The sequence below is a fragment of the Rummeliibacillus sp. NPDC094406 genome, from assembly GCF_044763875.1.
GTDB lineage: Bacteria > Bacillota > Bacilli > Bacillales_A > Planococcaceae > Rummeliibacillus.
In genome coordinates this window covers 89,595-108,606 of record NZ_JBIWGZ010000004.1, presented here as the reverse complement: position 1 = coordinate 108,606, position 19,012 = coordinate 89,595, and the positions used below count along the sequence as shown (strand labels likewise).

Annotated in this window: 14 protein-coding genes; 4 read left to right on the top strand and 10 right to left on the bottom strand. The window is 34.7% G+C overall.

The genetic code is table 11. The features are described from left to right. Positions 1 to 4 precede the first annotated feature (4 nt). The gene (locus tag ACIQ4I_RS12145; RefSeq protein ID WP_403096240.1) at positions 5 to 481 is read left to right on the top strand and encodes an ImmA/IrrE family metallo-endopeptidase; all 477 of its coding nucleotides are present in this window, start codon (positions 5 to 7) and stop codon (positions 479 to 481) included. Between the two features lie 83 nt (positions 482 to 564). After that, on the top strand, positions 565 to 1,773 hold the full coding sequence (locus ACIQ4I_RS12140) for a tyrosine-type recombinase/integrase (protein WP_403096239.1): 1,209 nt from the start codon (positions 565 to 567) through the stop codon (positions 1,771 to 1,773). Between the two features lie 45 nt (positions 1,774 to 1,818). Here the strand turns inward: ACIQ4I_RS12140 and odhB are convergent, their stop codons facing one another. The 6 genes from odhB to dapF form a co-directional block, all read right to left on the bottom strand. Next, the gene (gene odhB, locus ACIQ4I_RS12135; RefSeq protein ID WP_403096238.1) at positions 1,819 to 3,075 is read right to left on the bottom strand and encodes a 2-oxoglutarate dehydrogenase complex dihydrolipoyllysine-residue succinyltransferase; all 1,257 of its coding nucleotides are present in this window, start codon (positions 3,073 to 3,075) and stop codon (positions 1,819 to 1,821) included. A gap of 31 nt (positions 3,076 to 3,106) precedes the next feature. Further along, positions 3,107 to 5,908, bottom strand: a complete 2,802-nt coding sequence (locus tag ACIQ4I_RS12130) for a 2-oxoglutarate dehydrogenase E1 component (protein ID WP_403096237.1) — start codon at positions 5,906 to 5,908, stop codon at positions 3,107 to 3,109. A 241-nt stretch (positions 5,909 to 6,149) separates the two neighbouring features. Then, on the bottom strand, positions 6,150 to 7,559 hold the full coding sequence (locus ACIQ4I_RS12125; protein ID WP_403096236.1) for a HAMP domain-containing sensor histidine kinase: 1,410 nt from the start codon (positions 7,557 to 7,559) through the stop codon (positions 6,150 to 6,152). Continuing rightward, entirely contained in the window at positions 7,556 to 8,236 is a 681-nt protein-coding gene (locus tag ACIQ4I_RS12120) for a response regulator transcription factor (protein WP_403096235.1), read from the bottom strand. Before ACIQ4I_RS12120 ends, ACIQ4I_RS12125 begins: the two co-directional genes overlap by 4 nt. A gap of 17 nt (positions 8,237 to 8,253) precedes the next feature. Then, positions 8,254 to 10,284, bottom strand: coding sequence for a PAS domain S-box protein (locus ACIQ4I_RS12115; protein ID WP_403096234.1), 2,031 nt, complete (start codon positions 10,282 to 10,284; stop codon positions 8,254 to 8,256). A 15-nt stretch (positions 10,285 to 10,299) separates the two neighbouring features. After that, positions 10,300 to 11,268 carry a diaminopimelate epimerase gene (dapF, locus tag ACIQ4I_RS12110; RefSeq protein WP_403096233.1) on the bottom strand — a complete coding sequence of 323 codons (969 nt, stop codon included), beginning with the start codon at positions 11,266 to 11,268 and terminating at the stop codon, positions 10,300 to 10,302. A gap of 591 nt (positions 11,269 to 11,859) precedes the next feature. Here dapF and ACIQ4I_RS12105 point away from each other — a divergent pair. After that, a complete protein-coding gene (locus ACIQ4I_RS12105; protein ID WP_397537926.1) occupies positions 11,860 to 12,408 on the top strand; it encodes a GNAT family N-acetyltransferase in 549 nt (182 codons plus the stop codon). 257 nt (positions 12,409 to 12,665) lie between these two features. Here ACIQ4I_RS12105 and ACIQ4I_RS12100 read toward each other — a convergent pair whose 3' ends face one another. Further along, positions 12,666 to 13,742, bottom strand: a complete 1,077-nt coding sequence (locus tag ACIQ4I_RS12100; RefSeq protein WP_403096232.1) for an undecaprenyldiphospho-muramoylpentapeptide beta-N-acetylglucosaminyltransferase — start codon at positions 13,740 to 13,742, stop codon at positions 12,666 to 12,668. 228 nt (positions 13,743 to 13,970) lie between these two features. Between ACIQ4I_RS12100 and ACIQ4I_RS12095 the strand changes: the two genes are divergently transcribed. Next, positions 13,971 to 15,335 carry an MATE family efflux transporter gene (locus tag ACIQ4I_RS12095; protein ID WP_403096231.1) on the top strand — a complete coding sequence of 455 codons (1,365 nt, stop codon included), beginning with the start codon at positions 13,971 to 13,973 and terminating at the stop codon, positions 15,333 to 15,335. A gap of 69 nt (positions 15,336 to 15,404) precedes the next feature. Here ACIQ4I_RS12095 and ACIQ4I_RS12090 read toward each other — a convergent pair whose 3' ends face one another. From ACIQ4I_RS12090 to ACIQ4I_RS12080, 3 genes are read right to left on the bottom strand one after another with little or no spacing between them, the layout of a single operon-like run. Further along, positions 15,405 to 16,499 carry a Ger(x)C family spore germination protein gene (locus ACIQ4I_RS12090; protein WP_403096230.1) on the bottom strand — a complete coding sequence of 365 codons (1,095 nt, stop codon included), beginning with the start codon at positions 16,497 to 16,499 and terminating at the stop codon, positions 15,405 to 15,407. Beyond that, a complete protein-coding gene (locus tag ACIQ4I_RS12085) occupies positions 16,481 to 17,518 on the bottom strand; it encodes a GerAB/ArcD/ProY family transporter (RefSeq protein ID WP_403096229.1) in 1,038 nt (345 codons plus the stop codon). Before ACIQ4I_RS12085 ends, ACIQ4I_RS12090 begins: the two co-directional genes overlap by 19 nt. Continuing rightward, positions 17,515 to 18,933, bottom strand: a complete 1,419-nt coding sequence (locus ACIQ4I_RS12080) for a spore germination protein (protein WP_403096228.1) — start codon at positions 18,931 to 18,933, stop codon at positions 17,515 to 17,517. The genes ACIQ4I_RS12085 and ACIQ4I_RS12080 overlap by 4 nt, the downstream gene beginning before the upstream one ends. Between the last annotated feature and the right edge of the window lie 79 nt (positions 18,934 to 19,012).

The following is a 19,012-nucleotide window of genomic DNA, read 5'->3' as shown; positions in this document are numbered from 1 at the left end:
AAGTTTGACTCACCTAGAAGAATACATAAGAGATTTTTATAGTCAATTAGACATACACTTCCCTACTCAACTAGACAAGGAGGACATTGCAAATAAATTAGGAATTACCATTTTTTACTGGAATGAAGGTAGCCAGGCACTTTTTATTAAAAATCGTTCTTTCATTTTTTTAAATCATATGATGTTACAGAACTTCAAATGGCAAGAATTTTGCCATGAGCTTGGCCATGTACTGTTACATTCAGGAGATCAAATGTATCTCCCTTATTCATTCGTTGAATATCAAGAATTTAAGGCCAACAACTTTGCTCTACATGCAGCTGCACCAACTTTTATGATTGATGAACTTGATTTACCTAATACATATCAAGAAGCTGTAAGTCTTTTACAAGACACATTTCATATTAGCCTAACATTTGCTTGTAAACGATTAGATCATTACATCAATAATAATGAAATTACTTCACAAAGATACTGGTAATTGTTATAAACCTGCACATCATCTACTGATGCTTGATGCTACGATATATGTAATTAGAAAATATTTAGCCTAGGAGGATGAATATGGCGTCATTTTCAAAATATAAAACAACCGAAGGCGTGTTTTGGTTAATACGTATAACACTTACTGATCCAGTAACTAGAGAGAAAAGAAAGACCACTCGACGAGGGTTTAAAAAGCTTAGCGATGCTAAATTTGCAGCTAAACAATTAGAAGCTGAGGAAGCTAGTCTTTCCAAAAATTCTAAGTCTCATTACTTTTATAAAAATATCTTTCTAGAATTTGAAGAAGAGTATTCAAAACACCTTAAACCCTCTACGATTTATAGAAAGTCTGTTGATTTTAAAAAATGGATTCTTCCTACATTTGGAGAAAAAAGATTAAAAGAAATTACAAAGAAAGATTGTCAAAAATATATAGACTTTATGTCCACTCAATTGAAGTCATATAAACCCATTGTAATCCAAGCAAGAAATGTATTTGATTATGCGGTACGGAATGATTATATTGAGTCATCCCCTTTCAATAACACTGTATATCCTAAGACTACAATCTTTGAAGAGGATCAAAAACTAGAAAAATTCTGGGATAAAGAACAATCAATTTACTTCTTAGAAAGGCTAAAGGCAACCGATACTCTAAAACAATACGCTCTGTTCCGTACATTACTCTTAACAGGAATGCGTAAAGGTGAACTTCTAGCTCTACAAGAAAATGATATGCATGATGATACACAAAGTATAAGTATTACGAAAACACTCTTTTATGACGAAGATGGTAACTACCAATTATTAAAGCCTAAAACCTCATCATCTAATCGTGATATTCATTTAGATTCAGAAACTTTTACTGTACTCAAGGATCTTGTTAGACAAAATAAGAAACTTCGTCTTATATCTGGAGAAAAGGTAAAACATAAGTTCATTTTCATTAAGGAGTCTTCTTTTGACCCTTTTCGCAACTCTTATGTGAACGAAGTCTTAAACAAGCTTTGCAAGCGTTTTGAGTTACCTCGTATAACTGTACATGGTCTACGTCATTCTTGTGCATCTCTATTATTTGCCGCAGGTGCAGATATCAAAGTCGTTCAAAAATTATTGGGCCATGCTCATATTGAAACAACTTTGAACATCTATACTCACGTGACTACCGAAGCAATCGAAAAAACCACAGATTTGCTCATAAATTACTTAAATGAACCAACAAAAAAAAGCTCCGGGAGTCATATGGGAGTCACGGCGCTTAAAAAACAAAAAAACCACCCTAATTAAAGGGTGGTCTGAGTGTAAGTGATAGGTTCGGAAAAGTCCGTCAGATTAAGCTTCTAGAAGTAAATCTTCTGGGTTTTCGATTAAGTCTTTAACCATTTTTAAGAATCCAACTGATTCTTTACCGTTGATTAGGCGGTGGTCATAAGATAATGCTACGTACATCATTGGGCGAAGTTGGATTTCGTCACCAACTGCGATTGGGCGTTTTACGATATTGTGCATACCTAGTATCGCAGCTTGATCTCCGTTAATGATAGGTGTAGACATTAATGAACCGAATACACCACCGTTTGTGATAGTGAATGAGCCACCTTCAAGATCTTGAAGTGATAATTTTTTGTTGCGAGCTTTTGTTGCTAAGTCAGCAATTGAAGCTTCGATTTCAGCAAAGTTTTTGCGATCAGTATCACGAACGTTTGGTACAACTAATCCATCTGGAGTAGATACGGCAACACCGATATCAAAGAATTTGTTGTAGTGAATTTCGTCACCAACGATTTTAGCATTTACAGCCGGGTATTTTCTAAGTGCAGCTGTTACTGCTTTAGTGAAGAATGACATGAAACCAAGGCGAGTACCGTCATGTGCTTCTTGGAATGCATCTTTTTTACGTTTACGAAGTGCCATAACGTTTGTCATGTCGATTTCGTTGAATGTAGTTAGCATTGCAGTAGTTTGAGATACTTCAAGTAAGCGTTTTGCTGCAGTTTGTTGACGACGAGTCATTTTAACAGCATCAACACGTGATTCATCTACAGCTTTTTCAGCTGGTGCTGCTTTTGGAGCTGCTTGTTGTGGTGCAGCAGCTGGTGCTACAGGAGCGTTACCAAATGCTGCAACGTCTTGAACACGTACGCGACCTTGTGGATCTACTGGTGAAACAGCTGCAAGATCGATACCTTTTTCACGAGCTAATTTACGAGCTGCTGGGCTAGCAATAACACGTTCGTTTGATGATGTTTCTTCTACCACTGGTGCAGCAACAGGTTTTGCTTCTGCTTTTGGTGCTTCTTGTTTTGGTTCTTCAGCTTTTGGAGCTTCTTTTGGAGCTGGTGCTGCTGCAGCTGCGCCTGCTTCAACTTTTGCGATTACAGCGCCTACTTCTACAACATCGCCTTCGTTTGCTAAAATTTCTGTAAGAACACCTGCTTCTTCAGAAATGATTTCAGCATTTACTTTATCTGTTTCTAACTCAACGATGAATTCGCCTTTTTCTACGTGGTCACCAACTTGTTTAACCCAACGTACGATTTCACCTTCTGTAATAGATTCTGCTAATTCTGGAACGATAATTTCTGCCACTTTAATTTTCCTCCTTTAGTTGATTGCTCTACTATTTTGCAACAGCTTGGTCGATTACGGCTGTTTGTGCTTCTTTGTAAGAGTCAGCGTCACCTTCCGCTGGGCTAGAATGTTCAGGACGTCCTACATAAACAACATCTTGAGCATCAGTTGCTAAGTCGCGTAAGAATGGATCTGCAAAGAACCAAGAACCCATGTTTTTAGGCTCTTCTTGTGCCCAAGCAAGAGTTTTAACGTTAGGGAATTTTGCAAGGATTTCAGCAATTTCTTCTTTAGGGAATGGATATAGTTGTTCAACACGTACTAAATGTAAGTGATCATAACCTTCACCTTCGCCTACTTTTTCAGCAATATCAATTGCCATTTTACCTGAAGCAAATACGATTTTTTCAACTTTTTTCGCATTTTTACCTGTTGTTGGGTGTTCGATTACAGTACGATAGTGACCAGTTGTTAATTCTTCAACATCAGCTGCTACGATTTGGTTACGTAGAAGTGATTTTGGAGACATCATAACTAATGGACGTACTGATTCAGTACCAAGAACAGCTGCTTGATGACGCAATAAGTGGAAGTAGTTTGCAGCGCTAGAAAGCATTACAACTGTCCAGTTATTTTCAGCTGATAATTGTAAGAATCGTTCTAGACGAGCACTTGTATGTTCTGAACCTTGACCTTCAGCAGAGTGTGGCATTGATAATACTACGCCTGATTTAACACCCCATTTAGAACGAGTTCCTGAGATGAAGTTATCAAACATAACTTGTGCCATGTTTGCAAAGTCACCATATTGTGCTTCCCAAATTGTTAGAGCTTTTTCGTTTTCTAAGTTATAACCGTATTCGTAACCTACGATTGAAGCTTCAGATAATGGGCTATTAATTGCTGCAAATGAAGCATGTGAGCCAGAAATGTTGTGTAATGGCACGATTTCTTTACCGTCTTTTTCGTCATGTAGAACTAGGTGACGTTGTGAGAATGTACCACGTTGAACATCTTGACCAGTAATTCGTACTGGGTAACCATCTTGAAGAATTGTACCGAAAGCAAGTGTTTCAGCGTGACCCCAGTCGATTTTACCTTTTCCTTCGAAAGGATCGCGACGACGGTTTAAGATTTTGCTTAATTTTTTGAATACGTTGAAGTCTTCTGGGAATGCAAGAAGTTCTTCATTCATTTTTTCTAAGCGTTCTTTTTCAACAGCTGTTTCGATACCTTCTGGGAAACCGTTCTTCACTGCATCTGGCATTTCGTGGCTAGTTACTTGACCTTTACCAACTTCTTTTACATGATCAAGTGCAGCTTGTAATTCATCTTTAATATCTTTTTGAAGTTTTGTAACTTCTTCTTCTGTTACAACGCCTTCAGCAACTAATTCTTTTCCATATAATGCACGAACTGTATCGCGGTTGTGTACAATATTGTACATTTCTGGGTTAGTAATCATTGGTTCATCCATTTCATTATGACCATAGCGACGATAACCAATTAAATCGATTACAATATCTTTACCAAATTTTGCGCGGTATTCAACAGCAAAACGTGCAACTTGAACAACCTCTTCAGGAGAATCAGCGTTTACATGAATAACTGGTACTTCATAACCTTTTGCAGGGTCTGAAGAATATACTGTAGAACGAGAATCAAAACGTTCAGTTGTGAAACCAATCATATTATTCGCAATAATATGAACTGAACCACCTGTATTGAAACCATTAGTGCGAGAGTAGTTTAGTGTTTCAGTTACAATCCCTTGACCAGCAAACGCTGCATCACCATGAACTAAGATTGCAAGAGCTTTACTTGCATCATGTTCTGGAAGACCTGGTTTAGAAGTATTATCTTGAGCTGCACGAGCTTGACCAGTAACAACTGGGCTAACTACTTCTAAGTGAGATGGGTTGTAAGCTAATTTGATTGTTGTACCTTTTGGAGATTTGTATGTTGCACCAAGGTGATATTTCGCATCATTTGACCAACCTTTTGTAACTTCTAAAGAACCGTCTTCAGGTATAAATAATTCACTTGGTACATGAGCAAAGTCAGCTAACATCATTTCATATGATTTGTGAACATTATGTGTAAGCACATTTAAACGACCACGGTGAGCCATACCGATCATGATGTCTTTAGCGCCTTTGACTTCTGAACCTTTGATGATTTCTTCGATTAATACAACTAATGAGTCAACACCTTCGATTGAGAAACGTTTAACCCCAACAAAAGTCTTGTGCAAGAATTGTTCAAAACCTTCAACTTTGTTTAGCATTGAAAGAACTTCTTTTTTATCTTCAGAAGAAAGTTTACCGTTAAGTAATCCACTTTCAATCTTAGATTGAATCCATTTTCTTTCGTCTTTACCTACAACGTGATTAAATTCATAAGCAATTTTGCTTGTATAAATTGATTTAAGGTAATTAATGGCATCTAATCCATTGTGAACGTTTACAGGAATATCATTTAATAAAACAGATGCAGGAATATTCACTAAATCCTGATCAGTTAATCCGTAAGTAGACGCTTCAATACGAGTAGAGTCTTTTGTTTGGTTATTTAAAGGATATATATCTGCTGCTAAATGACCATGTGCACGGATATTATCTGCATATTGTACAGCAGCTAAAATTTTAGCAATATTTCCTGGTTCAACTGTTGTAGTGCTTTCAATTGACTCTACAACTGGAGCGCCGTATTGTTCAAATAAAGCCACAAGATCTGCATCGACTTCTTCAGGAGATGTTAAGTATAAATCATACATATCCATTACATAGCCGAGGTTTGGACCTGAAAAAGCAGCCCATGGAGAGCTTGCAAGTGAAACGTTGTTTGACATGAGAATTACCTCCAACTTTTTTGCCAAGTGGCAGTTCCATTAATTAAAAAGTATAATTCTGAAAATCCACTGTATATTTTACCATTCTTCCTGCTGAAGATACACGTATGTATTGCTGTATGCTGGAAGAACTTTTTCCTTTCAATCTTACTACTCTTCACAAAAAATTCAATATTATTGAGAGAATTGAGCAATTTTTATCTTGAATGATGAAATTCCCGAATAAATCCTAAGAAAAATGCTATTTTTCAGAAGGTAGTATTACTTTGAATTTTGTTCCAGTACCCAGTTTACTAGTTACAGTTATTTTACCGCCATACTTATTGACTAACATCTTCACGATACTAAGTCCTAAACCTGTGCCGCCTTCATCTCTTGAACGTGCTTTATCTGCACGATAGAACCGTTCAAAAATATGTGGTAAGTCATTTTCAGCGATCCCAATACCGTTATCTTCGACTTCGATTTTGCAATTCTTCATGTCATTTGTCAAGTAAATTTGAATATGTACCTTTTCATCAGAATACCGAATAGCATTTTGCAACAAGTTGCGTAAGACTTGTCCATAAGCATTTGATGAAATAGCTGCATATTGTATGGTTAGGTTATGATGCTCGACTGTGATTGTAGCCTCTGGATGAAGAAGGATTTGTTCTTGAATGATATCGGATGTAATTGCTTTTATATCACATTTTTCTTCATAATCTTTTGATTGACCTCTAGCAAGCTCTAACATTTCTTCAATCAGACTTTTCATGCGTTTAATTTCTGCTAAAGATGTTTCGAGTGACTCATCTAATACTTCCGGGTCATTCTTTCCCCATCGAGCGATTAAGGATAAATGTCCTTCTACAACTTGAACAGGCGTTCTAAGCTCGTGTGAGGCATCTGAGATGAATTGTTGTTGTAAAAGGAAGGATTGCTCTAGTTCCCCCATCATCTTGCGATAGACTCGTAATAGATCACCAATTTCGTCATCTTGATCATACTCCATATGAATTGGAGCTTGAAATCCCTTTTCAGCAACTGTTGTCATTTCCATGCGTAAATCTCGTAGTGGTTTTAAAAGAACAGTTGCTAACGCATAACCAATGTATGCGGATAATACCAATGCACCTACACCTAGTATTAACATAGCCATAAGCAAATAATTCATCAACGAATTAAATGATGTTAATGGATGTGCCAACTGTATATATCCTTGAATAGGCCCTATTTGTAGTTTACCAGTTGCAACAAAGCTTTTTGTTCCATCAATCTTTTGTGTATTTACAACATAACCTTCAGGAGGAATGTTACTGGGCACATCAGGAATTTTAGAAACGGTATCGTTAATGCGTAAAATTTCGATACCGTCTTTATTTAATATTCGGACCGTTTGATCTTTGTTTACGATTGAATTCATCAATCCCTTATTTGAACGTATATCGTCAATGGTTATTCCACTTCCTTGTGATTCAAAAAAACCTGTTATATCGTCCATTGTTCGATTGACTATTTGTTGTTGTTCCGATAATAACCACGTATGAATCGACCAATATAATACGGAGCAAATAATTGCAAAACTAACAAAAATAACAAAAGCGGACGTAAGCGCCCACTTTGTTTTTAAGGATTGATTTTTAAAAGATAAACTATTTAGATTTTTCATTCTCTAATCACATACCCTACTCCTCTCACAGTTTCAATGTAAGAACTCGCTTCTTTTGGTAGTTTGGATCTTAAATGACGAATATAAACATCTACTACATTTGTTTCAACATCTGTTTGATAGCCCCACACATTTTCAAGTATTTGATCTCGCGTGCATACTCGATTTTTATTATTAATAAGTAGGCTTAATAAGTCGAATTCAGTTTTTGTAAGTTCAAGTAAGCTATCATCGACATATGCGCAATACGCATCTTGGTTAATTTTGATGTTTTTGTATTGGAGTAATGGTGTTTTCTTTTGTTCTTGGCTTGTTCTTCTTAAAATTGAACGAATTCGTGCAAGCAGTTCTTCAATTGCAAAAGGTTTGACGATATAATCATCTGCTCCAGCATCGAGTCCGGCTACCCGATCCATTACTGCATCTCTAGCAGTTATTAAGATAATTGGTACTTGTGAATGGCCTCTTACCCTTCTACATACTTCGATACCATTTAACTCTGGAAGCATCACATCTAAGAGAATGATATCATAATGTTTGTTCTCATTAAGTGCCTCTTGTAAACCTTCTCGCCCGTTATAACAAATTGTTACATTAAATTGCTCGTGCTTTAATTCAAGTTCGATAAACCGCGCAATATTTTTTTCATCTTCTACCAATAAAATATGCTGTGTCATGTACATCTCGTCCATTCTTACTTACAGGCAAAATGATAGGAATCTTTTCCTGATATTTTTTTAGCATAATATAATGCTGTATCTGCTTTATCTAATAATAGTGCAATTTCAGTACCATCTTCAGGATAGCTTGCTATTCCAATTGAAGAGGTTGGTGAGAAATGTTCATTACCAATTTCCCATCCCAAGCGAAGGATTTTTTGTATTCTCTTTATTGTTTGATCAATTTGTTTTTCTCTTTTAGTTGTATTTTTGGACATCTTCGTTAAAATGACTACAAATTCGTCTCCACCAATACGCGCGATAATATCGCTGTCTCTTAAGCTTGACGAGAGTGCCTTACCAAATTTTCTAATAAATTCGTCTCCTACATCATGACCATATACATCATTTATACGTTTAAAATTATCTCCATCAATAAATAAAATAGCTACAGAACTTTTAGAAGAGTCTGCATTATTAGCAATTTCTTCAAACCTTTCTAATAGATATCGTCTATTTGGTAATAGTGTTAAACTATCATGATACGCAAGGAATCGAAGTTTTTCTTCCATTTCTTTACGCTCTGTAATCTCACGAGCAACTGTTACAAATTGTTTCACTCCATTACGTTCCGAATCATTTACTGCGGATACTTGTACTTCCATCCAGAAACTTTGACCATCTTTCGAAATAATTTCTAATTCCAATTTCGAATTCCCTAAATCTTTCATCATGGTATCAAACACTTGAACCAATAGTTCAGTACTAGTTGGTGCTAATATTTCTGAAAAGAATTTTCCAAGTAACTCTTCGTTATCGTACCCCAAACGAGCTTCATGATTTGGTGAAATGTATAGGATAATACCATCTTCACTTGTTATGATGATTAAATCATTAGTATGCTCTGTTATCAAACGAAATAGCTTTTCTACATTTCTAAGATTGGTCATAATAGATTTCTTTTCGGAAATATCTAAACTTATCGCTAAGAAATTTGTAATATCACCTTTCGCATTTTTGATTGGTACGATCGTTGTATCTGCCCAATATGTTCTTCCATATTTTGTTCGATTACACATTTCTCCACGCCATATTTCACCATTTAAAATACAATTCCATAAGTTTTTGTAAAATTCATTAGATTGTTCTCGTGAATGTAATAGTTTATGTGTGTTCCCAACTAATTCCGTTGAAGAATACTGTGTTTGCTTTTCAAAGCCAGCATTAACATATTCAATAACCCCATTTGCATCTGTAATACAAATATTAGCAGCTATATTTAATGCATCCTTGTAACTATCTAACAATAAATTTGTTTGAAGTAAATCCTTTTTTAGTTGGGTTGTACTTTTAATTTCTTGCCACTGAATGCAGATGGCCATAACATCATGATCCATATAGACAGGTGAGAAACTAACAAGAAAGTTCCTCATATAACTTTCTTGTTTCTCATGTGTAAAAATGACAGACGATGTACCGATACCACGAAAAGTATCATCTATATATTGTAAATACTTTTTTTCATTCTCAATGTTGATAAAACCTGAATCCATAAGATTTTGATTTTTTTTAAGGCTGTAATCAAATACGTTATTAAATATTGGATTCACTTCATATATTGTAAAATCTTTTAATAAGATAACAGTAGGATCAATCTTATCTTCAAATAAGGATTGTAAAAACACATACTTTTCTTCTAATGTTTTTTGATCTGATATATTATTTGTTATTGCCAATAAATATGTACGTTCTCCTTGGAAAATAGGCGTACAAACTGTCTCATTTGTATATCCATTTTCTGAGAACAAATAAAAATCACGATAGGTTACTTGCTGTTTCGTAATAATTGCCTTACGATAATTTTCTTCTATAGTGTTTCGAACTTCTGAATGTATAACATTTGCGAGAAATTCACCTTCTGGATTTGTTTTAAATACTGTTTCAGCAGACTGATTTATATATAAATATTGAAATTTATCTTCTACAAGTTCTAAAAGGAAAACAAAACCTTTATTTAATTGATAAAGGGTATTAAATTGCTCTTTTGTTATAAAAACTTCTGACATGCCAACACCTCAATATCAATTAGTAAACTGTAGTGGTAATCTCTTTGAAGCAAATTCAATAAGCGAATTATACGATTGTTGTTCATTCGTTTCTTGAATTGCTGTATAAGAATAATTTTCACCATCAACTTCTAAGGTATAAGTTGCAGTAACTGTAGCGTTTCCTACTAATTTTAAACTGTAATGATCTTGTTCCTGTTGTACTAGGCATTGAACAAAGCCTCCAGGATTAAATACGGTAATTTTTTCTTTTGCAGTGAAATCTAAGATTCTTGATACTAATGCAGAAGCTGTCATTGCAGTTCCACATGCATTTGTAAATCCAACACCTCTCTCGAAAGTTCGAACATATATTTCGTTATCACTGATTGGATAAACATAACTTACATTGACTCCGTCAGGACAAACTGGATTTGGACCATTTAAGTAGGAAGCTAACTTTTCTTGATGTTCTGTATTTTCAATTTTTTCTTTTGAAACAAAACCAATTAAATGCGGATTAGGCACTGAAACAGCTGTAAAAGCAATATCGCTTGCTAATTTAGAGTACTCTTCATTAATCAAAGTCGTCTTGTCTTCCACTTTCATCGGCAATGAAGAAAGTTCAAATGAAACTGGTGCAATTTCTACTCCATAAGTTGGAACCCCATCGAATAACTGTTTTTCTTTCGCTACATGTAGAGTTGCTTTCATCGTTTCAATCAATCCTTCTGTTACTCCATTCTTTTCTAATACATAGCGAGCAACACATCGTAGACCATTTCCACACATTGAGGCTTCCGTACCATCTGCATTGATTACGCGCATTTTAGCTAACCCTTTTTTTGAAGGTGCTACTAATAATAATCCATCTGCTCCACCTTGATTTGCAGTGTCGCAAAGCCATTTTGTTAAGCTTACCCAATTAAGTAACATTTCGTCTTTCGTTTCATATAAATAAAATGTATTTCCTGAACCATGAACTTTCAATAAATTTAAAAACATTAAAACTGCCTCCATTCTCTATGTTTATCATAATTCTATTCAGAAAAGCATACAACCGCTCAGTTTCGCATGCCAAGTAAAATAATTACGAATTTATATCATTAATATGACTAATTATCTTTTATAAGTCACTAAATTATAGTTATTTATATCTATAAAATTTTGTGAGAGCTAAGTATATTATATTATTTATTATGAAAATAGTATCTTTTTGCTTATTTTTGGTTAGAAGAAAATATAGCTTTTCTTTATATTAACAAATTTCAACTTTGCAATAAATCACAAAAAAATTTTAACCTTTTAAAACATGTTCACATTTGTCATTTTTACGATTATTTTTTTATCATAAAACAACAGTTTTTTCTTTGCATTTTGAGTAATTCTTAGTATAGTAAAAGTGCAAAATAATTTCATAAGTGATTCCTATTTTTTATAGAGTCAATAGGGAAGGCAAATGGTGCGCCACCAGTGTTCGCTGGTTCTAGTGGGTTCGATTCCCACCCCGAAATTTTTTATGCAACATTAAATGAAAAATTTCGAGCGGGGATAGAACTGGATTAGAAGTTCACCCCTAAAAAGGAGGCGTTCAGCATGATTAAGCGACGTGAATTGCAAGAATGTAATGAGCTTTTTGAGTTGTTAAGTCACCCATCTGTCTTCCCTTTTGTGCGTCAAAAGGCAGAGACAGCAGATGAATTTTGGTTTATGACTAGCCAATTGATGGAAGATGAAGAAAACGGTAAGGTAGTATCTCGTACAATTACAGATGATTGGGGTCAACCTATTGGAACAATTACTTTGTATGATGTGCAAGATGGCGCAGGATTCCTAGGTACATGGATTGGTGTTCCACATCAAGGCAAGGGGTATAACCAAAAGGCAAAAGAATTATTTTTGAAAGAATTATTCTTTGAATTAGATTTTCAATGTGTCTTTCTTAAAATAAGAAAAGAAAACACAAAATCTATACGTGCTGCGGCTAAACTTGGTTATGTAATGGATGCCAAAGACAGTCATCCTTCATTATATGAAGAGATCAACCGTGGTGAGAAGAAGTTCGAGTTATTGAAGATTCAAAAAGATACTTTTTATTTTTGTATGGCAACTCAAGAAAATACTTCAGAAGAACAGGCAATGTAATTATCAGAAAGGTGAGGACGTTGACTTGCAGATAACACTTAATAATACTGCGGACGTTGAACCCTCGAGTCATTTCAGCCCCCCGTTTGAAAACTGTCAAATTGTTTTCGATTCAGGACTGCAAATAGCTGCAGGGTCTGAAAGTATGAACTCCGTTTTTAGACAATAAAGACCATTTAGTCGCCTATGTGAGGCTTACTAGATGGTCTTTTTGCATTCGATATTCAATTTCTACTATTCTATAAGGCTAGTAAATATTATTTTGTGTATTGAGTAATTAGTTCAACCATTTCATCTGGCGTTTTTGGAGACTCGGCTTCTCGCATATTCTTGATTAGTGAGTCTTTATGAGCTTTTAGTGTTTCCATCGCTTTCATAAAGCTTTGATTATTTAGATCTTCCTCTTGTAAAACTTCTGCAAGCCCTTGTTCAAAGAATAATTTCGCATTTAAAATTTGATCTCCACGAGATTTCTGTAAAGAAAGTGGTATTAAAAGCATTGGTTTTTCAAGGGCTAAAAATTCAAAGATTGAATTGGAACCAGCTCTAGAAACAATATAATCAGAAGCATATAGTAAATCTGGTAATTCTGTTGTTACATATTCAAATTGCTTGTAGCCGGGCATATTAACAAGTGCTTCGTCTAAATGACCTTTCCCACATAAATGAATAATATTATGGTTTTTTAACAATTCTACCATGTTCGAACGAACAGCATCGTTGATGAACTTAGATCCTTGGCTACCGCCCATTATTAGAATGGTTTCTTTTCCATTGTGGAAGCCACACATTTCAAGCCCCTTGTCTTTTTTTCCTTCAAATAACTCGGAACGAATAATAGAGCCGGTGCATGTCGCTTTTTCAGCTGGTAAATGATTTAACGTTTGTTTAAATACTGTGAAAATATGTGAAGCAAAAGGTAGTGATAGTTTGTTTGCTAAACCAGGTGTTACGTCTGATTCGTGAGATACAACCGGAATGCCAGATAGTTTGGCCGCCATGACAACTGGTACAGAAACAAATCCACCTTTCGAAAATACAACAATTGGTTTTACACGACGCATAATAGATAATGCTTGTGAAATTCCTGCCAACACGCGAAATGGATCGGTAAAGTTTTTCATAGAGAAATACCGTCTTAACTTCCCACTTGAAATCGCATGATATTGTAAATCAGGGAAAGCCTGACCTATAATGTCCTTTTCGATTCCGTCTTTTGAGCCAATATAGTGAACATCATAGCCTTTTTCTAAGAAAGATGGTATGATAGCTTGATTGAGTGAAACGTGGCCTGCAGTACCGCCACCAGTTAATATTACAGTTTGTTTAGTCATTATAATTCTCCTATTCTACTCGAACAATGAAGGACCAGCTTGCTTTTGTTTTGAACAGGTACTTATTTTACTATACGAACTACTTTAATAAAACATGTCAATAAAACGGTGGCGGTCGTATTTAGGAAAATGACATAAGGTTGCGACATCGTGTCGCAACGGCTATCGGGTTCGCTTCATGTGGACCCGCCCCAGCTTGAATATCAACATAATGGGAGATGAAAACAAGTGCATGAAACAACAACGATAAGAGCAAAATGGATACTCATGTTGAAAATTGTGTTTCCTATTCTTATCACCCAAATTGCGTTATATTTGATGTCATTTTTTGACACCTTAATGTCAAGTAAATATAGTACTGCTGATTTAGCAGGTGTTTCCATTGGTTCTTCGATATGGATGCCTATTTATACTGGATTATCAGGCATTCTCTTATCTATAACCCCTATTGTAGCACAATTAGTTGGTGCGAAAAGAGAGAAAGAAGCAACATTTTCAATTCAACAAGGTTTTTATGTAGCAATTGCACTTGCATTGATTATTTTATGTGGCATGATGATGGCGATTAATCCTTTACTATCTAAAATGTCATTAGAACCTGATGTACACCGAGTTGCATATCAATATCTTATTGCTATGTGTATTGGTCTAATTCCTTTATTTATATACAGCGTACTACGTTGTTTCATAGATGCATTAGGTCGAACAAGAGTTTCAATGATTATTACTTTACTAGCTACTCCGATTAATATTATTTTTAACTACTTCTTTATTTTTGGGCATCTTGGGTTCCCTGAACTAGGTGGTGTCGGCTCTGGTGTTGCATCTGCCATAACGTATTGGCTTATTTGTGGGATTGCTATTTTCATCACGATGAAAAAAGTTCCATTTTCAGGTTTCAAATTGTATCAAAAACTACCAAAGATAAATTTATCTAAATGTATGGAAATAATTAAACTTGGATTACCCATTGGCTTATCTATTTTTGCTGAAGTAAGTATTTTCTCAGTCGTTACGATATTAATGAGTAATTACAGTACATCCGTCATCGGTGCTCATCAAATCGCGATGAATTTTGCAAGTCTGTTGTATATGATTCCTTTAAGTATCTCAATGGGGGCAACGATTCTGATTGGTTATGAAACTGGAGCGAAAAGATTCAAGGATGCCAAAGCATTTAGCCTACTATGTATTGCAACAGCTGTATCTATTTGTATTGTTTCTTTAACTATCCTACTTACTTTTAAAGAGCAAATCGCAGCGATTTATAGTGATGATCTAAATGTCGTACATCTTGCTGGCCACTTTTTAACATATGCTGCATTCTTCCAGCTTTCTGATGCGATTCAAGCACCAATACAAGGTGCACTTCGTGGATATAAGGATGTGACCATGACATTTGTGATGGCATTAATTTCATATTGGGTTATAGGGTTACCACTAGGCTATATATTAGCGAATTTTACCGACCTTGGTCCTTACGGCTATTGGATTGGCCTTATATCCGGTCTAGCTACAGGTGCACTCACCCTGAGTATTCGACTTCGTTTTGTACAACGAAAAATACAACGAATGGAATCTCCCTCTTACTGAGGGAGATTTGTTCGTTGTATTTATATAAATTTAACATAAATAATTCATGATATTTAATGATCTGATTACTCATTTTAAAATTCCTGAACGAATAATTTTCACATTCACATCCACTTTAAAATCTAATGTTTTGTAGATTTCTTTCCAATGGCCTTCCTTCCAAATTTTTGATCGACTAGCTCTTGCTTTTTTTCCAATACCTATAGGATCTGAAGATGCATCCTGGCATTTTTTGATCATTTTCAATGTTTCACTTTTTATTTTTTTCTCCAGAAATTTTTCTAATTTGTTTTTCACTTTTTGTTCACCAATATGATCTAAAGGATACTCATCTATATTCACTTTAAATGTAGATTTTAGGTAGACTTTCGCTGATTTACCTTGTTCTTGGATTTTAATTTTCTTTTTATATCGAATAATATCGACTGTTAGAGGTGTTTTTTTATCTTCCTCTTTAAATATATACGATAATCGAGCTGAATCCGCTTTTCCATAAGCTGCTAGGACTAAAAATAAGGAATCCCTTTTTCCTAGAGTTGTCCCTGTAAATTTTCTACCATTAAAAAGAGCAAGACCCTCAGCTATTGGTGTTTGATTCTTTTCATCTCTATTTAAATAAGGTAAAACTAAATCCTGCCCTTCTTCAAATAACATTGATCCTGCTTGTTGGATATCTAAGCCTTTTGGAAAAATAGAATTCCTCTCTACACTTTCTATAAATTCCTGATAATATTCTCCTAATCCAGATGGTAAAGACTTTTTAACATCAATAAAGTCTTTGGGAGAACCTTTTGTAATGGCAAATTTAGTAGTAATAGGATTTTGAGCATTACGATAGAAAATATCTAAAAAAGGATAAATATCATCATATGCACTTTCCTCTGCCATTAAATAAGTAGAAAGTTCTGATAAATCAAGCGTTAGTGCTGTCTTTAAATCTGCTTTGTTTCGAACATCTCTTGGTGTTAGCCCTTCTGATTCAACGATTGCAACTTTTGTAGGATCGTTAGGTGAACTCGGATATGCGTAATAAGCTTTCAAATCCCCCATATGGCCTTCGATTCCTGCAATTGATATAACTGCTAAATTTTTATATAACCGTTCATCCCAACAGCCAGCAAGTAACACAACACTTAACATACAAACTATTGTGACTTGTCGCATTTGGAATCTCTCCTTCTATTCTTTATAATGATGATGGTAGGTAAAACAATAGTGAATGGATAATATAAGTAACCAATATATTTTCGAATCAAATCTACTTGATATATACTTACTAAGAACAAAGTTACGACTAAAATAAAACAATGTAAAATAATCATCATTCGTTGCGGATGTTTTCTTTTTTTAGAAAAAAGTACAATACGAATATTAAAAATAAATAGGTTAATTGTTAAAATGCCCCAAGCAAGCCAAATGTAAATAAAAAATATATCTAGTCGTTTAACAAATGTAACTTTTTGGGATTTTAAGATATAGATAATGGGCTCAGGAATTAAATTAATTTCTTTTAATGCGTAGTAAAATTCTGTTCCGATAACAGAAGCACCCATAAAAATAGAAACGATTAAATGAAAAATCAATAATGGTTTCCCAGCTACTTTTTCATTTTCCAACACATATTTTCTTAATATTAAATAGCTTTCTATTCCAATAAATGCTATTGAGCTATTATGCATACCACTTAGCCATTGAGGCACCGTACTTGTACCAAGTGGCAAAACATTACTAAATTTCAGTTCATGTGTTGCAATCAATATAAATACAATGAAAATAATCACCAATGGAATGATTAATACACCTAAATTTATTATCGTGGATGGTCTACTCAAACTGATATATAAAGAGACAAGAAGAATAAGAGTTAAAGTAATGATGGGAGGCGTACTTTGAATAACCCAAGTGTTTAAGGTATATTGCATATAGCCTAAAAAGCCAATAATAAGCGCAAGCCAATATAAAATATAAAGCCAAGATGTAATTTTACCTAATATGAATCTTTGGTAGTATTTTTCAAATAAGAGCAACTGTATAAAAACAATGATTGCAGTAACAGCAAACATTATCCAAGCGTCTCTTCCTCCCCCTCTAATGAGCCCCTGCTGAAACGAAATGTAAACGATACCTGTTTCGATAAAAAATAACATTACAAAGAATTGGACTTTTGTTAACTTAAAACTCATTTCTTACTTCCTTCTGGATCAAAAGAACTTACTTGTGGTTCCGGTTTTACAAACGGCCCACGGACAAATATTTTTTTTATTTTTTTAGGCTCAAAAGGCACTATCGGAGTAAAGTAAGGTGACTTTAAAGAACTTAAATTTAATAAATGAACGAATAAAACTAAACTACCAATGACAATCCCGAAGAAGCCCATAAAAGCAGCGGCTAACATAAATGGAAAACGTAAAATCCGAATGGACATATTCATCTCCACAGATGGAACCACATAACTTGAAATGGCAGTCAAAGCCACAACTATTACCATCATGTTAGAAACAAGTCCTGCAGTCACAATAACAGTTCCAATTACTAAGCCACCAACAATACCAATTGTTTGTACAACAGCTTGAGGTAACCGAATACTCGCTTCCCTGATTAACTCAATTATTATTTCAAGTAACAACGCTTCTATAATTGGTCGATAAGGAATTTCACCAATATCTAACTTAAGCTTTTTACTTAACTCCAAAGGTAATACTTCAAAATGAAAACTGACAATGGCAATATAAAACGCAGGCAAAAATACCGCGCTAAAAAAACTGAATATACGCACTATTCTATAAAAAGAACCAACTAAAACACGCCCATTATAATCATCAGGTGACTGATAAAATGAGAAAAATGTAACAGGTCCAATTAGTACTGTCGGTGAAATACTTGTTAAAATAGCAATTTTACCTTCAACTAAATTTGCCAAGACACGGTCAGGCCTTTCTGTATTTAAAAGTTGCGGAAACGGGGAGTATACAGACTCCTCCAAATAGTCACCTACTTCTCCGGCTGTATACAAAGTTGGGGTTCTTTCTTGCATCAATTTCAATTTCCTTTCAACTTCCGACACTGATTGTATATTAGCAACTTGATCCAAGTAGATGTAGTAGACATCCGTTTTTGTTTCAACACCGATTTCCATTTTATTCACAACTAAATTTGGCACTCGAATTCGTTTACGAATTAATCCTATATTTACATCAGCATTCTCAATAAACCCTTCATGAGAACCACGAATTATATGTTCGTTTAAAGGTTCATCAGGAGCACGATGTGGTACCTCTGGTAAAGTAAGATGTACCATCTGCTGTTCTGTCATTAAAATAATGATGGTTTCACCTTGGCAAATATAATCAACGAATTTTTCTATTTGGAAAGGTTCCTTCACAGAAGCCATTGTCTCTGTCCATTTTTCTTCATCTACGGCTGCTTGAAGTTTCAATACGTTAAGTTGATCTTGAACATCTCGTTTATTAACCATTGAACTGTAATAGCATAAAATCGCATAATTTTCTTTAGGCCATGAAATCTCTTTTGCTGTAAAATCAACAGAATTATAAAAGGTAGATTTTAGTTTATCGACCATGGATTCAAGGAATAGCAAAATAGTACCCCCTTTTTCTGCTAGTATGGAAAAATAATCATGATTTCAAACAAAAAAACCAGCCAAATTTAAGGCTGGT